19 protein-coding genes are annotated in these 19,489 nt (G+C 65.0%); 10 read left to right on the top strand and 9 right to left on the bottom strand.

All coding sequences use genetic code 11. The annotated features are described in order from the left end of the window. Positions 1-32: 32 nt before the first annotated feature. Positions 33-470 (top strand): hypothetical protein, encoded by a 438-nt coding sequence (locus B4383_RS06195; protein ID WP_139360567.1) that lies wholly within the window; start codon positions 33-35, stop codon positions 468-470. 250 nt (positions 471-720) lie between these two features. Here B4383_RS06195 and B4383_RS06190 read toward each other — a convergent pair whose 3' ends face one another. The 3 genes from B4383_RS06190 to B4383_RS06180 are packed head-to-tail and all read right to left on the bottom strand — an operon-like array spanning position 721 to position 4,001. Next, the gene (locus B4383_RS06190; protein WP_078289986.1) at positions 721-1,872 is read right to left on the bottom strand and encodes an acyltransferase; all 1,152 of its coding nucleotides are present in this window, start codon (positions 1,870-1,872) and stop codon (positions 721-723) included. Positions 1,873-1,921: 49 nt separating this feature from the next. Continuing rightward, positions 1,922-2,701 carry a TIGR03084 family metal-binding protein gene (locus tag B4383_RS06185; RefSeq protein ID WP_078289753.1) on the bottom strand — a complete coding sequence of 260 codons (780 nt, stop codon included), beginning with the start codon at positions 2,699-2,701 and terminating at the stop codon, positions 1,922-1,924. Next, a complete protein-coding gene (locus tag B4383_RS06180) occupies positions 2,685-4,001 on the bottom strand; it encodes an MFS transporter (RefSeq protein WP_078289755.1) in 1,317 nt (438 codons plus the stop codon). Before B4383_RS06180 ends, B4383_RS06185 begins: the two co-directional genes overlap by 17 nt. 143 nt (positions 4,002-4,144) lie before the next feature. On the opposite strand from B4383_RS06180, the gene B4383_RS06175 reads away from it, so the two are divergent. Further along, positions 4,145-4,771 carry a YqgE/AlgH family protein gene (locus B4383_RS06175; RefSeq protein WP_078289757.1) on the top strand — a complete coding sequence of 209 codons (627 nt, stop codon included), beginning with the start codon at positions 4,145-4,147 and terminating at the stop codon, positions 4,769-4,771. Positions 4,772-4,773: 2 nt separating this feature from the next. On the opposite strand, the gene B4383_RS06170 is transcribed toward B4383_RS06175, so the two are convergent. The 4 genes from B4383_RS06170 to B4383_RS06155 form a co-directional block, all read right to left on the bottom strand. Beyond that, entirely contained in the window at positions 4,774-5,607 is an 834-nt protein-coding gene (locus B4383_RS06170) for a DUF4393 domain-containing protein (RefSeq protein WP_078289759.1), read from the bottom strand. Between the two features lie 36 nt (positions 5,608-5,643). After that, entirely contained in the window at positions 5,644-7,020 is a 1,377-nt protein-coding gene (locus tag B4383_RS06165) for a hypothetical protein (protein ID WP_078289987.1), read from the bottom strand. 126 nt (positions 7,021-7,146) lie between these two features. Continuing rightward, entirely contained in the window at positions 7,147-7,533 is a 387-nt protein-coding gene (locus B4383_RS06160; RefSeq protein ID WP_078289761.1) for a hypothetical protein, read from the bottom strand. A 30-nt stretch (positions 7,534-7,563) separates the two neighbouring features. Further along, the gene (locus B4383_RS06155) at positions 7,564-8,493 is read right to left on the bottom strand and encodes an LpqN/LpqT family lipoprotein (RefSeq protein ID WP_078289764.1); all 930 of its coding nucleotides are present in this window, start codon (positions 8,491-8,493) and stop codon (positions 7,564-7,566) included. A 257-nt stretch (positions 8,494-8,750) separates the two neighbouring features. Between B4383_RS06155 and leuS the strand changes: the two genes are divergently transcribed. Together leuS and B4383_RS06140 are read left to right on the top strand one after the other, a co-directional pair. Beyond that, positions 8,751-11,630, top strand: a complete 2,880-nt coding sequence (gene leuS, locus B4383_RS06145) for a leucine--tRNA ligase (protein ID WP_078289768.1) — start codon at positions 8,751-8,753, stop codon at positions 11,628-11,630. A 65-nt stretch (positions 11,631-11,695) separates the two neighbouring features. Continuing rightward, positions 11,696-11,875: a hypothetical protein gene (locus B4383_RS06140; RefSeq protein WP_078289771.1), complete on the top strand. Its 180-nt coding sequence runs from the start codon at positions 11,696-11,698 to the stop codon at positions 11,873-11,875. Here B4383_RS06140 and B4383_RS06135 read toward each other — a convergent pair whose 3' ends face one another. Continuing rightward, positions 11,876-12,541, bottom strand: coding sequence for an SDR family oxidoreductase (locus tag B4383_RS06135; protein ID WP_078289773.1), 666 nt, complete (start codon positions 12,539-12,541; stop codon positions 11,876-11,878). Between the two features lie 120 nt (positions 12,542-12,661). Between B4383_RS06135 and B4383_RS06130 the strand changes: the two genes are divergently transcribed. After that, positions 12,662-14,002, top strand: a complete 1,341-nt coding sequence (locus B4383_RS06130; RefSeq protein WP_078289777.1) for a glycogen debranching protein — start codon at positions 12,662-12,664, stop codon at positions 14,000-14,002. Positions 14,003-14,005: 3 nt separating this feature from the next. Here B4383_RS06130 and B4383_RS06125 read toward each other — a convergent pair whose 3' ends face one another. Then, positions 14,006-14,479 (bottom strand): Lrp/AsnC family transcriptional regulator, encoded by a 474-nt coding sequence (locus B4383_RS06125; protein ID WP_078289780.1) that lies wholly within the window; start codon positions 14,477-14,479, stop codon positions 14,006-14,008. A gap of 163 nt (positions 14,480-14,642) precedes the next feature. On the opposite strand from B4383_RS06125, the gene pdhA reads away from it, so the two are divergent. From pdhA to B4383_RS06100, 5 genes are read left to right on the top strand one after another with little or no spacing between them, the layout of a single operon-like run. Beyond that, on the top strand, positions 14,643-15,755 hold the full coding sequence (gene pdhA / locus B4383_RS06120) for a pyruvate dehydrogenase (acetyl-transferring) E1 component subunit alpha (protein WP_078289783.1): 1,113 nt from the start codon (positions 14,643-14,645) through the stop codon (positions 15,753-15,755). An 11-nt stretch (positions 15,756-15,766) separates the two neighbouring features. After that, complete coding sequence (locus tag B4383_RS06115; RefSeq protein ID WP_176126481.1) at positions 15,767-16,735, top strand: alpha-ketoacid dehydrogenase subunit beta; 969 nt, start codon at positions 15,767-15,769, stop codon at positions 16,733-16,735. A gap of 16 nt (positions 16,736-16,751) precedes the next feature. Continuing rightward, on the top strand, positions 16,752-18,023 hold the full coding sequence (locus B4383_RS06110) for a dihydrolipoamide acetyltransferase family protein (protein WP_078289790.1): 1,272 nt from the start codon (positions 16,752-16,754) through the stop codon (positions 18,021-18,023). Between the two features lie 50 nt (positions 18,024-18,073). After that, entirely contained in the window at positions 18,074-18,757 is a 684-nt protein-coding gene (locus B4383_RS06105; RefSeq protein WP_078289792.1) for a sensor domain-containing protein, read from the top strand. Beyond that, positions 18,757-19,437, top strand: coding sequence for a sensor domain-containing protein (locus B4383_RS06100; protein WP_078289794.1), 681 nt, complete (start codon positions 18,757-18,759; stop codon positions 19,435-19,437). Before B4383_RS06105 ends, B4383_RS06100 begins: the two co-directional genes overlap by 1 nt. The last annotated feature ends 52 nt before the right edge of the window (positions 19,438-19,489 follow it).

Raw genomic sequence — 19,489 nt, 5'->3', positions numbered from 1 at the left:
CCCAGCTCCGGGCGTGCCGGGCAGGCGGGTCTATGAGTTGGGAATGGGTCACGCCAGTGGCAGCAGGGTATGGCGCTGTCACTGCAACGTATGCCGCCATCATGTCGACACTGGGGCGGCGCGATGCCAAGTGGCGGAGAGCAGCCAAGCAGCTCCCCGAAGTGCGAGTTGCCATCGTCTCACTGCGCGATGCCGTCGCTGAGGTCGAGCAGAAGAGTCGATCACTGGGCTCGCTGCGGGACAACAACCTTCGTGCGCACCTCGAGGTTGTCCAAGAACTACAACCGCGATTGTCTGACAAGAAACTGGCGATCCTGCTGACGGATATTGATCACAGCTATTCGGCGCTCCTTGCCCTTGAAGCAGATTCGGCGGATCACAAGAAGCTGGACAAGGTACGTGCTGCGGCCGCTAATCTGCGAGGAGCGATCAATCGGGTATCCGTGATCGAGCGGAAAGCCCTTCCGTAGATTCGTCTTGTAGCGGTGTCCCCTTCGGGTGCGTGGGCATCGCAAGGGTGTTGATGAAGTACCTGGTGATCAAAAGGTGGTTCGTGCCGGTTGATGCGGGTAGCTCTGCTGGCGGCGAAGGCATCGTCCCACTTCGTGGCAGAAATCACGAGGCGACGAATTGTTGCGTACTGCGGGGCGCCTCTTTCATGTCGGCCTTTGATTCGATGGCGTCGCCGATGCGACCCGGCCGCTGGGACCTCCGCGGCCGTCAGCGCAGAATGCGGTCGAAGGCCCGCCCTAGCGCCGCTGTCCACGCATCAGTGGGATCGGACTCGTCGTTCACCCATACCGGATGGTCGACGCTGAGCCGTCCATCGCAGGTGGTGACGAAGAAGCTTGGTGGAGCAGTTGTGGCTCGACCAGCTCGCAGGCCGCCTGCGGAGGCCCGAAAGTCGTCGACTCGTAGTCCGTCGGGCAGACGCAACGCGGGAATGCGTCCCCAGTTCGTGACCATGAGCGGGTTCGATGCGGGCTGACGCCAGATGTCTCGCGGCGACAGGAACGCTTGATGCGTTGTGCGGCGGGCGAGGCCTTCGGCGAGAGAGTCCAACACAGCGCGTCCGATGCGCGCGGGGTCATCCTGCACCTCGATCTCGACGGTCGCAGTGTCCGAGCCCTGGATGACGGTCCCTGCCTCGGCCGCAAGGGGCGGCCCCACCCGCGCACGCAAATCCACCGATGACACCACGCCGTATTCGTCTGACCCGGCCGATCCGGAAAGATCGTGAGCGGCAACCGCAATCGCGGCACAGACGACGCCGTGCACGGTGAGTCCGGCCGCATGGGCCGCGCCGAACAGCCGTGTGGTCTGTTCGCGCCCGAACCGGGTGCGCTCGTGCCGAACCATGACCGTTGCGTCGACCGTCGTCTCTGCCCGTGGCGCAGGGGGTGCACAGGGCTTGGGTGTGGCGAACCCGCGGTCGGCGAGGAATTGCTCCAGCGATATGGCCAGCGGATGCGCCGTGATCGTCCCGGGTCTCCCCGTCGCGACCACGCGGGTATACAACGCGCACAACGCCTCGAGATAGCGCAGCGAGGCGGCGGCATCGGCGATGCTGTGATGGGTCAGCAGGGTCAAGCGAAAGTCATTGTCATGCTGGGCCACATCCACGGCGCACACCGCATCGGCGTCGACGACGGTGAAACCCGTCGCGGGCAGGCCGGTGACTGTCCCCACCCGCAGCGCGGGGGCGCGGTGAGCCTGCCACAGGGCGTAGCCGTGTTCGTGGGTAACGATCTGGGCGTTCAGCACCGGGTAGGCCGGCAACAGCGCATCGAAAGCTGTTGTCAGGGCGTCGATATCGAGCGCGCCATTTCCGAACGCCGAGTACGCGACGGTGGTCCGATTGCCCGCGAACATCGCCTCCGAGCTATCGAGCAGGCGGTGGAACACCTAACCGAGCGAATTGCTATCCGCGGCCTTCACCGGGCGGGCCGGCGAAGGCCTGTGCGATGGACAGCCACTGCTGTGCGTCCTCGCCGGTGGCCCGCAGATCCAGCTCGGCGCGGGGCCGCCGCCGGGTCACCAGGTAGCAGAAATCTATTGCGGATCCGGTGACACGCTGCGCGGCATCTTCGGGACCCCAGGCCCATGTATCACCGCCGGGTCCGGTCAGCTCCACGCGGTACGGCTCGGCCGGGGCCGGTAGTGAATGCACCGAGAAGGCGTAGTCCCGGGTTCGAACACCAAGGTGAGCAATGGATTTCAGCCGAGCGGTGGGCGCGGGTACCACTCCGAGTGCGTCGGCGACGTCAAGCGCGTGCGCCCACGTCTCCATCAGGCGTGCCGTGCCCATGGAGGCAGAGCTCATCGGCGGTCCGTACCAGGGGATCTTCACTCCGTCCGGCACCGCGCGCAGCGCCGCATGCAATTGACTGCGGGTATCGCGCCAGCGGGTGAGCAGCTCGGCCGGAGGGGTCTGCGCGGTCTCCTCGGCGGCCTTGTCCACGAATCCGAAGGGATCGGCCAGCGCCTTGGGCAGCTCGTTGGCGAAGCCCTCCGGATCGGTGACCGCTAGCAGCGACTGCGCGTCGGTCCAGTGCAGATGTGCGATCTGGTGGGCGATCGTCCAGCCCGCCGCGGGAGTGTCGCGGGCCCAGTCCTGTGCGGACAGCGGTGCCACGAGGACGTCGAGTCCATCGCTCTCGTCGCGCAGGTCATCGATGACAGCGTCAGCGGTCGAGGTCACGGGCGTGTCCTTCCGGGTCGGTGTGATTCGGTTCGGCCGGGCTGGGCCATAGGGTCCGGGTCATATGCACGATCAGGCCGATCAAGTAGATCACTGCACCGGAGAAGGCCAGCCAGTGCGCTTGCGCGATGAAGGCGGCGGCCACGCTCATGGCACCGGTGAAGGTCACCCAGAACAACGAGTCCTGCACGGCGAAGACGTGTCCGCGCAGGGCGTCATCGACATCGGTCTGCATGCCGACGTCGGCACACAACTTGATCACCTGCCCCGCCATCCCCAGGCCGAACGCGGCACCGAGCACGATGGGCACGTAGAGACCGGAGGCAATCAGCTGGAGGGCAACCGCACCGCCCAGCGCTATTCCGAGGGTCCGTCCACGGCCGAAGCGTCGCAGCAGGGCAGGAGTGGAGACCGTGCCCAGGAATGAGCCGATACCAGTGCACGCCAGGAACAGTGCCGCGGCGCCGATCCCGGCGAACAGCGATGCGTTGTTACGCACCAGGACCAGGACCAGCAAGGTGTTGATGCCGAACACCATGCGGTGGGCGGCCAGACCGATGAGCGCATCGAACACCGAGGGCGTGCTGACGATGGTGCGGGCACCGTGCACCCAGCCGGTGGCCACGGCGTAGACGGCTGAACCGTAGACAGCGCGCACGCTGTCATCCGGGCCCAACCGGTCACCGGGAAAGCCCGAGGCCACCCAGGCCGCCGCCGTTGCCGGCACTATCACGAGGAAAATGACTGTGGCAGAACCCAAGTCACCGGCCCCGAAGACGGCCCGCAGCATCAGCATGAAGTTGGCACCCGCGAAGGTGGCGGTGGCGCCGACAGCGGTGGCCACCGAGTTCATGGTCGCGACCTGGTCGCGAGGTACCACATGGGGGAGGGCAGCCGATAGGCCCGATGTCACGAAGCGGGTGACCCCGTTGACGATCAGCGCACCCAACAGCAGGACCACATCGCCGGCGCTGAAGGCCAGTCCGATACCGACAAGGGCCACCAGCAGTACCCGGAGCAGGTTGGCGCAGATCAAGACCGCACGCCGGTCCCATCGGTCCAGTAGCGCACCCGCGAACGGACCGATCGCCGAATACGGCAGGAACAGCACCGCGAACGCGCCGGCGATGGCCCACGGCTCGGCCTCACGCTCGGGGTTGAACAGCAGGGCACCCGCCAGCCCGGCCTGAAAGAGGCCATCGCTGAACTGGGTGAGCAGCCGCACCCACACGAGCCGCCCGAAGTCGGGGAGATCCTGGATGGCGTGCCACAAGCTCAGCGGCGAGTGGCGCGCATTCATGTGAGTCGCTTTCGTATGTGGAGATCGGGTTACAGGAAGTAAAGCGGCAGGAATTAGGCGGACCGCTTAACGCCCACACTACAAATGTGTAGCGGTTGGCTGAGCACAAGTCATGAAACGGCAAACGATGTCATGATATTCAGGTGGCGCACGGCGACGAGCCCGAAGAGGGCGAGGCATATGGCGAGGGCTACATCGCGCCGCCCGCACATCGCCTGCGGGCGGGTACCTTGCTGGTCGCCAACACGAACCTGTTCGAGCCGACCTTTCGGCGCAGCGTGATCTTCGTCGTTGAACACAACGACGGCGGCACGCTGGGGGTGGTGCTCAACCGCCCAAGCGAGACCGCGGTGTACAACGTGTTGCCGCAGTGGGCCAAGCTCGCCAGCAAGCCGAAGACGATGTTCATCGGCGGACCGGTCAAACGTGATGCGGCGTTGTGTCTGGCGACTCTGCGGGCCGGTGTCAGCATCGAGGGTGTGAAGGGTCTGCGCCACGTGACGGGCCGTATGGCCATGGTCGATCTGGATGCCGAGCCCGAGGACATCGCCCCGCTGGTGGAGGGTGTCCGGGTTTTCGCCGGCTATTCGGGGTGGACGATCGGTCAGCTGGAGGGCGAGGTTGAGCGCGACGATTGGATCGTGTTGTCCGCGCTGCCGTCCGATGTGCTGACCGATGCGAGCCATGACCTGTGGGCCACAGTGCTGCGGCGTCAGCCGTTGCCGTTGTCGTTGTTGGCGACACACCCCATCGACGTCAGCCGCAACTAGACCTACAGGTCGTCGCCGACCGATGGGTCCGAGGGAATGACGGCCCGGCAGAAGTCCTCACCGAATGGCGTCAGGTGGATGCTGCGGCGGACAGTCTTATGCGCACGGCCCGCGCGGCGGCACGCCGCGACCACATCTGGCTGTACCTCCAATACCTGATAACGCTCGGCCGCAACCGCTTCCGGAGATGCGCGAACCAGGCCAAGGCGCACAAGGTTATTGGTGTAGGCGTTGTTGCGGTCGGTGTAGCGGCAGCCGGACCGCTCCGCGACCATCGAGAGCCCCTCGGCGATCATCTCCGAGCCGACGTCAAACGGACGACTGGTGCGCACGTCCACCACCGGCTGTGCGCCGTGCGCGGCCAGGAACCGCAGGATGCGTGCCTCATCGGGTGCGAGCTGATTGAGAATGCGGGCATAGGCGGGATGGGTGTCCTCAACGTCCGAGACATCGGCTGAGCGCCGCAGCAATTCGGCACCCCGGCGGCGCAATTCGTCGCAGTCGGGCGAACCCGATTCGGTGATGTCGATGGTGACCCGAGACGGGGCGGGCCGTTGTGGCTTGGTGATGGTGAGTCCGGTCGGGTCAGTGGGCAGCTGCAGCGCGTCGCGTACGGCACCCAGGACATGCTCGGTGGCCGACAGGGCGATATCGGAGGCCGAGCGCCCGGCCCGGACGTCGTCGATGATCTTGGTACCGGTGGTGGTGGCGATATCGGCCGACCACTTGACGCCACGCCACCAGGTTTTCGCGGCCAGCATGGCCACGCCCTGGACAACGCGATCGGGCCGCAGCTGCTGATTGTTGTGCGCGGGTACGGGCGTGTTATTGGTCATCGGGCATCATCTTGTCAGGTCGATTCGGGCCACGTGTCACCCTGCTGGCGGGAAGATGAGCAGGTGGGCCAGCCCGCCGGCCGCACCGAGGACGGCGCCGTGCACGAAGAGCAACCACTCGTCCTGTTTGACCGCTGAGCGCAGCAACTCGTTGAAATCATCGAGTGAGAGCTTGTGCATCTGGGTCGAGACGAAGGAACCGATCTTGCCTTGGCGCTGTTTGTTGAACTCCGGATCGGAAAACGCCAGCGGCGCGAATCCGGTTGCCTCGATGGTGACCGATTCGGTGATCTGGTCGTATTGGCGCCGACCAACGGCTACTCGAATGGCGCGGCGGGCAGGCCCAAGCGCTTGCTCCAGTGCCGGCCGGATGCCGTCGGCCAGCATCTGGCGGGTGCGGTCCGACCGCGGCCCGTTGAGCATCTCGTTACCGATGTTCTCCAGGGTGATGACGTTCTCGGAGATGGTGCGGGCGTACTCCTCCGAGATCTCCGACTTGCGCTTGATGAACAAACCCTGACGCCACGGCACCCATTTATTGGGATGCACGGGTTCGAAAATCATGGTGATGCCGAGGTAGTTGACGATGTACCCGATGACGATGCCGCCCACCGGCAGCACGATCCACGGTGTCCACCAGTGGTGTGGAACCGAGTGCAGGATGGCGACGAGAACGAAGCCCATGGGGTAGCCGAAGTAGAAACCGAAGTTCTGCATGAACTGCAGCTCTTTGTGCCCCATGGTCCGGAAGATGTCGTTGAGCAGCTTGGGATGAGCGGTGAGGTACCGGATGATCATCAGCTTGGCGTCGACGAGTTGCCCGATGTTCTCGCCGATTTGGTCGGTCATGTTCTTGACGATCTGCGGCAGCTGATTCTCGATGCGCTTGAACATCATCTCCCGCAATGCCGGCGGCAGGTTGTGCCACAGCTGCGGGTCCTCGCGTTCCATGATCTTGGTGATGACGCTGCGAATCTCTGTCTTGGCAATCAGTGCAAGGTGATTCGCGATGAGGTCCGGTTCGAGCTGCTCGTAGAAGTCCGAGATGCTACCGAGCTTGGCAAGGCTCTTGTCGACGGCGATGCTGGCCATCTTCTCCGCACGTGACGGCACAATGCCCTGCCACCCGAACCGTCCGTCGGAGGTGATGGCGGGGATGACCTGTACACGTCGGGGCAGGAAGGCGTACAGGGTGCGTAGCCCGGGGATGCGCCAGCCGTAGAAACGCAAGGGTGCGAACAGCATCAGCACACCGGTCCAGTTGGTGATGTACCCGATGATGCCGGTGAACAACGGCACGGTGAGCAGATCCACCATCAGCTGGTCGTCGCGATAGATATACGCGGCGATACCGGAAGCGAGCGTGAGAACACCAACGAGGATGAACTTGACCATCTGCTTGGTGTCTTTCACGGCTCCCTTTCTGACCACATCTGTCTGCGAGTGCCAGGGAACATAACACCAAAAAATGGGCCGACATGGGCGAATACGGATCACATTCAGATGAGGTAGCGCCGACGTGTCTAGAGATTGGACATGTCAGGGCCGCGCGCACACGGATGAGCCGCTTGCGCCAAGACCGTCACGGCCGGAAACGGCCGCACTGGGGCAGCCGCCGCAGGAACGGCCGCAGCTGCCCGAGGACGACATCTGTTGTGCGGCGGTGGTGTATCGCGCGACCTGCCAAGCCGCCGCACCCAGTGTCGCGATGGCAGCGGCGCCACATACCAGCAGTCCCACCAAACCGATTGCGGTGGAACCGAATAGCCCGGCGAGCGCGCCTGCCGCGAGGATGACGGTGGCTGCGGCCTGGGCGGGTGCGAGCATGCGCTGAGGGCTGCCGTGCGGTGCCCGCAGGAACCCCGCCGCCGACAGCGCGGCCAGCAGCCCGGCCAGGGCAATGGTCACGATGGCGGCGATCAACACCCGCTCAGTTTAAGCGGGATGCGGGGCCGCTTATGCCGCGGGCGGCGCCGGTGGGATAAGCGGAGGCAGGGTGGGCAGGCCCGGGATGCCGGGTGCCGGAGATGGCGGCGCGTTGGGGTCCGCGGGCGCAGGTGCCCCCGGAGCAGGCGTGACGGGTGCACCGGGCACGGCGTCCGGGTCGGCGAGCGCATTCGGATCGGCGACCGGCGCGGTGACCGGCGCGGCATCCCCGAAGCGCAGCCCGTTGACGATCAGGTCGGTGGCGGGAGCTTCGGCGATGGCGTTGCCGACGGTCGTGGTGACGGCCAGCTGGACCAGGTATCGGTCTTTGCCTTGCGTGATGATTGCGGCCCGGCGCGAAGTGTTGAGGGTTTCACCGTCCTGACGGAAGGTGCCTTCCACGATCGAGGACGGGGCGCCTTGATAGGTGACCAGCGAGGCGTCGGTGGGCTGCCAGCCCTGCAGAGACTTGACCTCAACGGGACCGTGAGAGACGGCCTCGTTGGTGTCGAACTCGCCGACAAGCTTGCTCATGGTGACCTGCGCGTTGGACTGGTAGAGCCCGGTGCCGTTGGCCTTGCTGACAATCACTTGGTACGCGTTGGGGACATTGGGATCCGGCACGTTCGCCCAGTTGTTGGGTATCGGGATGCTGACGCGCGGTGCACCGTGGCTGTTCTTGGTCAGCGGTTCCAGCTTGACGTTCTTGGAAGCGAAGAACTCCGTCAGCGTGCCCTCGTTGGCGGGCGCGAGCCCACCGATCGGCGCGGAAGGCTGCAGCGGATTCGTGGGCGCCGCCGCCGGTGCGACGGGAGCCGACGTGGCGGCGTTCGGAGTGGCCACCGGTGCCGGGGGCACAGGCTGTGGGTCCGCCAGCGCGATGGCGGTGGTCCCGGCGAGCAGTGCCGCAACGGAGGCCGTGGCCGCCGCGAACCTGACTGAATACCGTGTGGTCTTCACCTTCTCTGTCCTTCCGGCTCTGTCCAATGCGTCGTGTGAGTTGTCTGCGCGTGGTGGGCGACAACCGTGGGCGAGGAGGTGTCGACCGCGATGTCGACAGGCAGGCTCTCGGTTGTGGCGGTCCCGAAGTTAGTGAGCGCAGCTGAGAAACCACCCCGGACACCCCCGGAAGTGGCCGGATTGTGACCAGAGTGATTAACTCTCGTCGCCAAAGCGGCGATTTCTGTTCGCTGAGCTGCCGCATTTACCCTTGATGCGTGACTGAAGCCCAGCAGGACGCCGGCAGAGCTATTGAGGAAACCGCTGAATTCCCCAAGCATCGCTACTCCGCGCAGCTCGCCGGGCAGATCGAGCACCACTGGCAACAGAATTGGGCCGACCGCGGCACTTTCCATGTACCGAATCCGGTGGGGACGCTCGCACCGACCGACGGCACCCAGATTCCCAAGGACAAGATGTTTGTCCAGGACATGTTCCCGTACCCGTCGGGTGACGGGCTGCACGTCGGACACCCGCTGGGCTACATCGCGACGGATGTCTATGCCCGCTTCCACCGGATGCGCGGTGCCAACGTGCTGCATGCGCTGGGGTTCGACGCGTTCGGGCTGCCCGCCGAGCAGTACGCGGTGCAGACCGGTACGCACCCGCGGGTGCGCACCGAAGCCAACATCGTCAACTACAAGCGCCAGCTCGGGCGGCTCGGACTGGGCCATGACTCACGCCGCAGCTTCGCGACCACCGACGCCGACTTCTACAAGTGGACTCAGTGGATCTTCCTGCAGATCTATAACGCCTGGTACGACGTCGATGCCCAGCGGGCGCGGCGCATCGACGAGCTGGTGGCCGAATTCGATTCCGGCGCACGTACGCCTGCCGACGGCACCGTGTGGGACGAGCTGAGCGATGGTGAGCGCGCCGAGCTCGTCGACTCATATCGCCTCGTGTACCAATCGGATTCAGTGGTCAACTGGTGCCCGGGGTTGGGTACCGTGCTGGCCAACGAAGAGGTCACCTCGGATGGTCGCAGCGAGCGCGGCAACTTCCCCGTATTCCGTAAGCGGTTGCGGCAGTGGATGATGCGGATCACCTCATACTCCGACCGGCTGATCGAAGACCTGGAGTACCTGGACTGGCCCGACAAGGTCAAGACGATGCAGCGCAACTGGATCGGCCGGTCACAGGGTGCGTCGGTGTTGTTCGCTGTCCCAGGCGTAGGCGATATCGAGGTATTCACCACTAGGCCCGACACACTTTTCGGTGCCACCTACATGGTGCTGGCTCCCGAGCATCCGCTGGTCGATGCGCTGGTCGGCGACAGCTGGCCGGAGGGGACCGCCGCGAGGTGGACCGGTGGCCAGGACTCGCCACGGGCGGCGATCGACCAGTACCGGCGCTCCATAGCGGCCAAGAGCGATTTGGAACGTCAAGAGAACAAAGAAAAGACGGGCGTGTTCACCGGCGCGTACGCGACCAACCCGGTGAGCGGCGATCCGGTGCCGGTCTTCATCGCGGACTATGTGTTGGTGGGCTATGGCACGGGAGCCATCATGGCGGTGCCGGGACATGACCAGCGCGACTGGGACTTTGCGCACGCCTTCGGATTGCCTGTGCAGGAGGTGATTTCGGGTGGTGATGTCACGGAAGCCGCATACACGGGCGACGGCGCCCTGGTGAACTCCGACTATCTGAACGGGCTGGACGTCGTCGCGGCCAAGGCCGAGGTGACCCGCCGGCTGGTGAACGATGGACGCGGTGAATCGCGCATCGAATACAAGCTTCGCGACTGGCTCTTTGCGCGGCAGCGCTATTGGGGCGAGCCGTTCCCCATCGTCTACGGCGAGGACGGGCGACCGCACGCGCTGGACGAGGATGTGCTGCCCGTCGAACTGCCGGAGGTCGAGGACTACGCGCCGGTGTCCTTCGATCCCGATGACGCGTCGAGTGAGCCGTCGCCGCCACTGTCGAAGGCCACCGATTGGGTGAGCGTCGAGCTGGACCTGGGAGACGGACTCAAGCGGTACACGCGCGATACCAACGTGATGCCGCAGTGGGCGGGCAGCTCGTGGTACGAGTTGCGCTACGCGGACCCCGACAATGCGGAAGCCTTCTGCGACAAGGAGAACGAGGCCTACTGGCTGGGTCCGCGCCCGGCCGAGCACGGTCCGGATGATCCCGGTGGCGTCGACCTATACGTCGGCGGCATGGAGCACGCCGTCCTGCACCTGCTGTACTCACGGTTCTGGCACAAGGTCCTCTACGACCTCGGACACGTCAGCTCCCGCGAACCGTATCGGCGGCTGCTGAACCAGGGCTACATCCAGGCGTACGCCTACACCGACGCGCGCGGTATGTACGTCCCGGCCGCTGAGGTGATTGAAGAGGGCGGAAAGTTCTTCTGGCCCGGTCCGGAGGGGAAAGTCGAGGTGAAACAGGAGTTCGGCAAGATCGGTAAGAGTCTCAAGAACTCGATTTCGCCGGATGACATTTGCGACAACTACGGCGCCGACACCCTGCGTGTATACGAGATGTCGATGGGCCCGCTTGAGCTGTCGCGTCCCTGGGCGACAAAGGATGTCGTTGGCGCACACCGGTTCCTGCAGCGGGTGTGGCGTGCGGTGATCGATGAGGAGACCGGCGAGATCCGCGTCACCGAAGATGCCCTGACGAGCGAGGAGACGCTGCGGGCGCTGCACAAGACGATAGCTGGAGTCACCGAAGACTATGCGGCCCTGCGTAATAACACGGCAGCGGCCAAGTTGATCGAGTACACCAACCACCTCACCAAGGAGTACCCGGAGGGTGCCCCGCGCGCCGCGGTGGAACCACTGGTGTTGCTGCTCGCGCCGTTGGCGCCGCACCTGGCCGAGGAGCTGTGGAGGCAGCTGGGGTGTGACGTGTCGTTGGCCCACGGCCCGTTCCCCGAATCCGATGAGCGGTGGCTCGTGGCCGACACGGTCGAGTACCCGATCCAGGTGAATGGCAAGATACGTGGCCGCATCACGGTTGCCGCCGATGCACCGGCGAACGATATCGAGGCCGCTGCGCTCGCCGAGGAGAAGGTTCTTGAGTTCCTGGCGGGCGCCACCCCGAAGAAGGTCATCGTGGTGCCTGGCCGCATGGTGAACCTGGTCGTCTAGGGCGCTCGCTCAGATCCGTCCGTCAGAGCCTTCCACTTCAAGATCACGGGGGCCAGGATGGGCGGATGGACGCACGCAATACCGACGCCGTGGTGATGCCGGATTTGGCGGCCGTTGCCGAGGCGGTCGCGGCCACGATCCGTGCAGGTGATCGCGGTAAGCGCGAATTCCTGGCCTACCTGGACCAGGCGCTGCCGTACAGCGACATCTGGTGCCTGCCGTTGCGCCACCGCGACGACGACTGATTAGTTCTGCCGCACTACGATCTGGTGCACACGAGCGTCGCGCGGAAGGTTCACGGCATCGGCGACTAGCTGCGCCACGGACTCGGGCCGCATGTACTCAGCCGGATTGTATTTGCGCCCTTCATGTTCGGTGAGTTCCTGCTGCATGGGTGTGCTGATCCGGCCGGGATGCACCGAGGTCACCCGAAGCAGTGGTTCCTCGGCGCGCAGCACATCGGCGAATCCGCGCAACGCGAACTTGCTCGCAGAGTACGAGCCGATACCCGGGTGTGCGTTGATCCCCGCTCCGGAATTGATGAAGACCACGTCGCCTTGTGCCGCGCGCAGGGCGGGAAGAAGCGCCTGGGTGAGCGCTACTGGTGCTAATACATTGACCTCAAGGGTCTTTCGCCAGTCGGATAGCTTCGAGTCGGCGATTGTCGCCGGGTAGGAAACCCCGGCGTTATGCACCAGTAGGTCGAGTTCGCCGATGTCGGCTGCGGCCGCCAGCACCGCGTCCTCGTCGCCCAGGTCAACCGGCCACGCGGTCGCGCCCAGTCCTGCGGCCAACTCGTCGAGCCGTGTGGAGGGCCGGCCGCCCAGCAGGAGTGCATGCGTAGGGGCGAGTGCGCGCGCGATCGCGGCGCCGAGTCCGCCGCTTGCGCCGGTGATGAGAGCCAGGGGCATGCGCGCCAGGCTAGCCTCGTTCCGTCGAATGTCGACTTCGGACGGCTTCTCCTGGCACTTTCGCACCGAAACTGCGCTTTCGACGAGAGGGAATGGCCGGGTACGCCGCACAATGGACGGATGCCGTCCCACCCGATGTTCACTCCCACGCAGCTGGCGGCGCGTGCGGCGTACCTGCTCAGAGGAAATGACCGGGGGACGATGACCAGTGCCGCACCCAAGCTGTACCCACATATGTGGAGCTGGGATGCGGCGTTTGTGGCGGTGGGGCTGGCGCCGCTGAGCGTCGAACGTGCCGTCACCGAACTCGACACACTGCTCTCGGCGCAATGGGCCAACGGGATGATCCCGCATATCGTCTTCGCCAATGGTGTCGACGGCTACTTTCCCGGGCCGGCACGCTGGCAGACGTCGACACTGGCCGCGAACGCGCCGTCGAACTATCAGACATCGGGTATCACCCAGCCGCCAGTACATGCCATAGCGGTGCAACGCATTTTGGACCACGCGCGCCGCCGGGGCCGTAGTGCCCGGGGGATCGCCGAGGCCTTTCTGGACCGGCGCTGGGCCGACTTGATGCGGTGGCATCGTTGGCTCGCGGAGGCGCGAGATCAGAACCAGCACGGTCGAATCACCCTGTACCACGGGTGGGAATCGGGGATGGATAACTCGCCGCGCTGGGACAGTGCGTACGCAAACGTGGTTCCGGGCGAGCTGCCGCCGTATGTGCGGGAGGACACCGCGATCATCACCGACGCCTCGCAGCGCCCCAAAGACGCCGAGTACGACGTGTACCTCTGGCTGCTCGAAGAGATGAAATCGGTGGGGTACGACGATGCCCGGCTGCCGGACGTGATGAGTTTCGTCATGGAAGACGTGTTCGTTTCGGCCATCTTCGCGGTGGCCTGCGAGGTGCTGGCCACCATCGGTGAGGAGCACGCCCGGCCGCGTGCCGATGTGCGTGAACTGCACGGCTGGGCCGATCGATTCCGGCGCGGGGTTGTTGATACCACCGAGGAACGTAGCGGTGCGGCAAGAGATTTCGATGTCAAGACCGGGAAGTGGGTGGCAACCGACACGGTTGCGATGTTCGCGCCGCTGCTCTCCGGTGGCCTGCCGCGTGCGCAGGAGCTGGCACTGCTGAGGCTGTTGGAAGGTCCGCGATTCTGCGGTCATCCCGACCTGCGATACGCGCTGGTGCCGTCGACGTCGCCGGTGTCCCGGGACTTTCGTCCGCGCGAGTATTGGCGCGGTCCGGTCTGGCCGGTGCTCACCTGGCTGTTCTGTTGGGCGTTCGAGCGGCGCGGATGGAGTGAACGTGCGTTCCTGCTACGGCAGGAAGGATTGCGGCAGGCGGGTGACGGATCCTTCGCGGAGTATTACGAGCCGTTTACCGGCGAGCCGTTGGGCAGCATGCAGCAATCCTGGACGGCCGCAGCGGTTCTAGACTGGCTGGGTTGAGCATCAGTCGTGCCCGGCGAGGCGCCGCAGTAATGGCGTCATCCGGAATGCAACCAACTCGTGCATGGCGATCGCGATGGATGTGCGGGTGATGCCCGGGATATCGAGGATGTTCCCGGCGATTCGGTAGAGGTCGTCGCTGTCGACCGCCACCACCTTGATCATCAGGTCATCGGCGCCCGCCAGGCCGTGTACCTGCACGACCTCCGGTACATCGGCGAGCGCTACTCCGATGGTTCTCAGCTGGTGCTGGTCGATGCGAGCCGTCACGTAGGCAGTCATGGGATAGCCCATCGCCCGCGGCACGATCTGGTGGTCGATACCGGCCAGCGCCTCGTGCTGGTCCCAACGGGTGAGCCGTGCCTGCACGGTGTTGCGGGACAGATTCAGCCGCTGCGCCAGCTCCACTCCGGACGCGCGGGGTGTTTGCGTGAGCGCGAGTAACAACCTGGCGTCGGTGGCGTCGAGAGTGGTCATAGCGCGCAGTATCGCACAGAATGGCCCGGCAATTATATGCAGAATGCGCAATTCAACACGCATCGGTTGCGCAGTATGACTATCTGATGCACTGTGAGTCATGACACAACCACAGGGTGGTGGTCATCGGTAGGTGGTGCTTCACTTCGTTAGCGAGGCGGGTATGGAAACCATCCAGCTCCTGGATCCGGAAGGCAACCGGGTCGAGAATTCAGCGTATGCGCCGCTGGTCGCTGATATCGGCGACGAGCAGCTTGTCGCGCTGTATGAGGACATGGTGGCGGTCCGCCGCATCGACACCGAGGCCACGGCTCTGCAGCGTCAGGGCGAGCTCGCGCTGTGGGCACCGCTGCTGGGCCAGGAGGCCGCACAGGTCGGCTCTGCCCGTGCGCTGGCGCACGACGACTTCGCCTTCACCAGCTTCCGTGAGCACGGTGTCGCGTACTGCCGCGGCGTCGAACCCACGGCCATGCTCCAGTTCTGGCGGGGCTCCACCCAGTCGGGCTGGAATCCCCGCGACCACAACGTCACAGCACCCGCGATCATCGTCGGCGCGCAGACGCTGCACGCCACCGGATACGCCATGGGCGTCAAGTTCGACGGGGCGGATACCGCGGTCATCGCGTACTTCGGCGACGGCGCCACCAGTCAGGGCGATGTGTCGGAGGCCTTCGCCTTCGCATCGAGTTTCGGTGCGCCCGTTGTCTTCTTCTGCCAGAACAATCAGTGGGCCATCAGCGAGCCGGTGCGGGTGCAGAGCCATCTGCCACTGGCGGCGCGCGGCACCGGATTCGGGGTGCCGGGAATTCAGGTGGACGGCAACGATGTGCTCGCGGTGATGTCCACGACGCGGGCGGCGCTGCGTCGCGCGCGCGAGGGCAGCGGGCCCACCCTGATCGAAGCGGTCACCTATCGGATGGGGCCGCACACCACCTCCGACGACCCCACCAAGTACCGCAACGCCGCCGAGCTCGAGGAGTGGCGCGCCAAGGATCCGCTGTCGCGGGTGGAAAAGTACCTGGCGCGACGAGGAGCCCTGACGGATTCGGAGAAGCAGCGCATCGCGGCTAGGGCCGATAAGGTCGCCGCCGAGATGCGCGCCGGATGTCTCGGCACGATCGAGCCAACTGCCGCGGACATGTTCAATCACGTATACGCAGAGCCACATTCACTTGTCGCCGCGGAACGACGCGACTATCTGGAATACCTCGCAGGCTTTGGAGTCGAAGGGGTCGATGAGCCGCTTGCGCGAAGAGAAGGGACCTACGCATCATGACCAGAATGACCATGTCCGGTGCCCTGAATGCAGGTCTGCGTGCGGCCCTGGAAGACGACGACAAGGTGATCGTCATGGGGGAGGACGTGGGCAAGCTCGGCGGCGTCTTCCGGGTCACCGATGGGCTGCAGAAGGACTTCGGTGACCATCGGGTCATCGATACGCCGCTCGCCGAGTCCGGAATCATCGGCACTGCAGTGGGTTTGGCCATGCGTGGATATCGCCCGGTGTGCGAGATCCAGTTCGACGGCTTCGTGTACCCGGCCTTTGACCAGATCGTCAGTCAGGTGGCCAAGCTGCACTATCGGACCAAGGGTGCGGTGGGCATGCCGCTGACCATCCGCATCCCGTTTGGTGGCGGAATCGGTGCGGTGGAGCACCATTCGGAATCGCCGGAGGCGTACTTCGCCCACACGGCCGGCCTCCGGGTGGTGGCGTGCGGATCGCCGCAGGATGCCTACGACATGATCCGCCAGTCCGTGGCCTGCGATGACCCGGTCATCTTCTTTGAGCCCAAGCGCCGCTATTGGGAGAAGGGCGAGGTCAACCTGGAAGACACGGCGGCCCCGGCCCTTTCCCTGTCCTCTGCCCGTATCGTCCGGCCCGGCACCGCGGCGACCGTCGCCGCGTACGGTCCGATGGTCGCCGTCGCCACCGCTGCCGCGGATATGGCAGCCGCGGAGGGTATGTCGATAGAGGTGGTGGATCTGCGCTCCCTCTCGCCGGTCGACTTCGACACCCTGGAGGCGTCGGTACGCAAGACCGGACGGCTGGTGGTGGTTCACGAGGCATCGGTGTTCATGGGATTGGGCGCGGAGATCGCGGCACGCATCACCGAGCGGTGCTTCTATCACCTGGAGGCCCCGATTCTGCGCGTCGGTGGCTTCGCCCTGCCGTACCCCGCCAACAAGGTGGAGCACCACTACCTGCCCGACGCGGAGCGAGTGATGGACGCCGTCGACCGCGCCATTGCCGCCTAGGAGGAATGCGAAATCCATGGCAGTCAAACAGTTTCTGCTCCCAGATCTCGGTGAGGGGCTCACCGAAGCCGATCTGATCTCGTGGAAGGTGAAAGTCGGCGACGAGGTAAAGCTGAACCAGGTGCTCGCCGATGTGGAAACCGCGAAAGCGATGGTCGAGCTGCCCTCCCCCTACGAAGGAACCGTGGTGGCGTTGGACGCGGCCGAGAATTCGACCCTTGCGGTCGGTTCACCGCTGATCTCGATCGAGGTGGCCGGTGCCGAACCGGACGCGCCCGCGAACCTCGTCGGTTACGGTCCGTCGGAATCGAGTGGCCAGACCCGGCGTCGACGTCGTGCGGGAACCGGGGCAGCCGCGCTTGCGCTGGTGGAGGAGACGGAGGCGACCGCGCCGGTGGCAGTTCAGCCGGCGGCGTTGGACCAGCCTCGCCCCGCTGCCAAACCGTCGGTGCGCAAGCTGGCCGACGAACTCGGCGTGGCCCTCGACCTGATCAGCGGCACCGGGATCGGGGGCATCATCACCCGACAGGATGTGGAGGCCTACACCCGCAGCCTCACCGCCCGCGCTCCGCAGGTAGAACCCGCGGTACCGGTGGGCGGGGAAACGCGGATCCCCGTCGCGGGCGTCCGCAAGCACACCGCCGCCGCCATGGTCCGCAGCGCCTTCACCGCGCCGCACGTCACCGAATTCCTGACGGTGGACATGACCGCGACGATGGAGCTGCTCGCCGAGTTGAAGTCCAAGCACCCCGATCTCAAGCTCACCCCGATGACGCTGGTCGCGCGGATGGTGCTGCTGACGCTGCGGTCGCACCCCTCCCTCAACTCCACCTGGGACGAGCAGGCCGGCGAGATCGTCATCAAGCACTACGTGAATCTGGGTGTCGCGGCAGCGACCGAGCGCGGACTAGTGGTTCCGAATGTCAAGAGCGCCAACGGGATGTCGCTGCGTGAGCTGGCCGCGGTCTTCGCGCAGTTGGTGACCACCGCGCGTGAGGGAAAGACGGCGCCCGCCGATATGACCGGTGGAACGTTCACGCTGACCAACATCGGCGTGTTCGGCATCGATGCGGGCACCCCGATCATCAATCCGGGTGAAGCGGCCATCCTGGCCCTGGGCTCGATCGCCAAACGCCCGTGGGTGGTGGACGGCGAGCTCGCGGTCCGCGACGTCACCACGCTGGCGCTGTCCTTCGACCACCGGTTGGTCGATGGTGAGCAGGGGTCGAAGTTCCTCGCGGATCTGGGTGCGATGCTGACCGATCCACGCATGGCACTGGTGGTGTAGCTACACTCCTAGCAAACCCCGATCGAGGGTTGCGGGGACAGGGGGTGTGCATGCATCGAGGTATCGCGCTGTTGTGTGCGGCGCTTAGTTTGGCTGGTTGCACGCGGATTGCCGATGGTGAGGCGCTGGTGCCGGTGGACAGGGAGAGCCTCTACCGCGAGATTCAGCCGGTAGACGGCAAGCTTCGCGGGCGGCTGCTCACTCCCGAGGAGGTTCGGGAAGTTACCGGCCTCCCGAGACTCCTGAAGGTGTGGGACCCGGTAGACGGCATGTTCGGGTCGACTGACCCCGGCCTGCCATGCGCGCTGGGTTATTCGCTTGCCGAGGTCGTGCAGTACTCGGGATACGAGGCCGCGCGAATTGAGGGGTACTCGCAAGAGACCGAGGAGGTCAGGGAGTACTCGGTAGCGAACGCGCTGATCGTTTTCGGTGATACGCGCACCGCGCAGCGTGAGTTTCGGAGATTCGCCGGCCGGATGTCGCAATGTGATGGCGTCACCACGCAGAAGAGGCGTGACGCCGCCGACGCCTGGAAGCTGAGCGTCACCAGCGCCGATACCGCTGATGAGGTGGCCTGGACGCGTAGCGTGGTCGACTCCAGCTGGACCTGCTACATGGCCGCACGACAGCGGACCAACTTCGTGGCATCGTCGATGTTCTGCACCCATGGTTCCGATAACAAGGCGGGCGATGTGCTGAACCGATTGACGATGAAGCTCTCGGAGGCACGGTAATGCGCTGGTTACCAATCATTTTGCTCAGTCTGTCTGCGCTGTTTACGTCGTGCACCCATGCGGTCGCGGGTGAGGCCGCCGCCCCCGCCAAGCCGGAGAGGCTCTACCAGGTGTTGCCGCCGAGGCAGGCCGACCTTGAAGATCGCCTGCTGTCGGCATCGGATATTCGTGCGGCAGTGGGTCTTCCGGGGGTCAAGACCATTCCGCCGCTCGACACGGTGCTCTCGACGGCGAACACCGTGTCCGATTGCGCGTACGGATACTCCCTGGCCACGCGGCAGCAGTACCTGAGCTTCAGCGCGGCACGCATCCGGGCGTACTCCGAAACCGTCGGAAAGGTCCGCAGACACACCATCGGCACGGCGCTCATCGTGTTCGAGACCGCCAGCTCGGCGAGCCAGCAGTTCGAGCAGTTTGCCCAGCGCATGTCCCGATGCGATGGAGTGCATGGCACTACCGCGGTGGGTGGTGTCCAGGAGAGCTGGACGCTCAGCGTCGTGCACAGCGGTCACGACGAGGTGAACTGGACGCGCACCACCGACCGCTCACCGTGGTCGTGCCGACTGGTGGCGCGACAGCGCGCGAACTATGTCGCCTCGGTGATGTTCTGCCGACTCGACCCCAACGACGATAAGACCGAAGCGCTGTTCACCTTGCTGCTGGACAAGCTCGCTCGCTGATCGATCACGGCAGCCCTTGCGTTATCGGCGTCGCGTCCTTAATGTATCGATC

Source organism: Mycobacterium sp. D16R24 (assembly GCF_002013385.1).
In the GTDB taxonomy this organism is placed as follows: domain Bacteria; phylum Actinomycetota; class Actinomycetes; order Mycobacteriales; family Mycobacteriaceae; genus Mycobacterium.
This window is presented reverse-complemented; position numbering and strand designations above follow the sequence as displayed.

Excerpts from the sequence above, each read along its gene's own strand:
- B4383_RS06100 (WP_078289794.1), top strand. The coding sequence starts at position 18,757 with ATGCGCTGGTTACCAATCATTTTGCTCAGTCTGTCTGCGCTGTTTACG.
- B4383_RS06105 (WP_078289792.1), top strand. The coding sequence starts at position 18,074 with ATGCATCGAGGTATCGCGCTGTTGTGTGCGGCGCTTAGTTTGGCTGGT.
- B4383_RS06115 (WP_176126481.1), top strand. The coding sequence starts at position 15,767 with ATGTCCGGTGCCCTGAATGCAGGTCTGCGTGCGGCCCTGGAAGACGAC.
- B4383_RS06140 (WP_078289771.1), top strand. The coding sequence starts at position 11,696 with ATGGACGCACGCAATACCGACGCCGTGGTGATGCCGGATTTGGCGGCC.
- B4383_RS06170 (WP_078289759.1), bottom strand. The coding sequence starts at position 5,607 with ATGACCAATAACACGCCCGTACCCGCGCACAACAATCAGCAGCTGCGG.
- B4383_RS06125 (WP_078289780.1), bottom strand. The coding sequence starts at position 14,479 with ATGACCACTCTCGACGCCACCGACGCCAGGTTGTTACTCGCGCTCACG.
- B4383_RS06135 (WP_078289773.1), bottom strand. The coding sequence starts at position 12,541 with ATGCCCCTGGCTCTCATCACCGGCGCAAGCGGCGGACTCGGCGCCGCG.
- B4383_RS06180 (WP_078289755.1), bottom strand. The coding sequence starts at position 4,001 with ATGAATGCGCGCCACTCGCCGCTGAGCTTGTGGCACGCCATCCAGGAT.
- B4383_RS06195 (WP_139360567.1), top strand. The coding sequence starts at position 33 with ATGAGTTGGGAATGGGTCACGCCAGTGGCAGCAGGGTATGGCGCTGTC.
- B4383_RS06130 (WP_078289777.1), top strand. The coding sequence starts at position 12,662 with ATGCCGTCCCACCCGATGTTCACTCCCACGCAGCTGGCGGCGCGTGCG.
- B4383_RS06190 (WP_078289986.1), bottom strand. The coding sequence starts at position 1,872 with ATGTTCGCGGGCAATCGGACCACCGTCGCGTACTCGGCGTTCGGAAAT.
- B4383_RS06110 (WP_078289790.1), top strand. The coding sequence starts at position 16,752 with ATGGCAGTCAAACAGTTTCTGCTCCCAGATCTCGGTGAGGGGCTCACC.
- pdhA (WP_078289783.1), top strand. The coding sequence starts at position 14,643 with ATGGAAACCATCCAGCTCCTGGATCCGGAAGGCAACCGGGTCGAGAAT.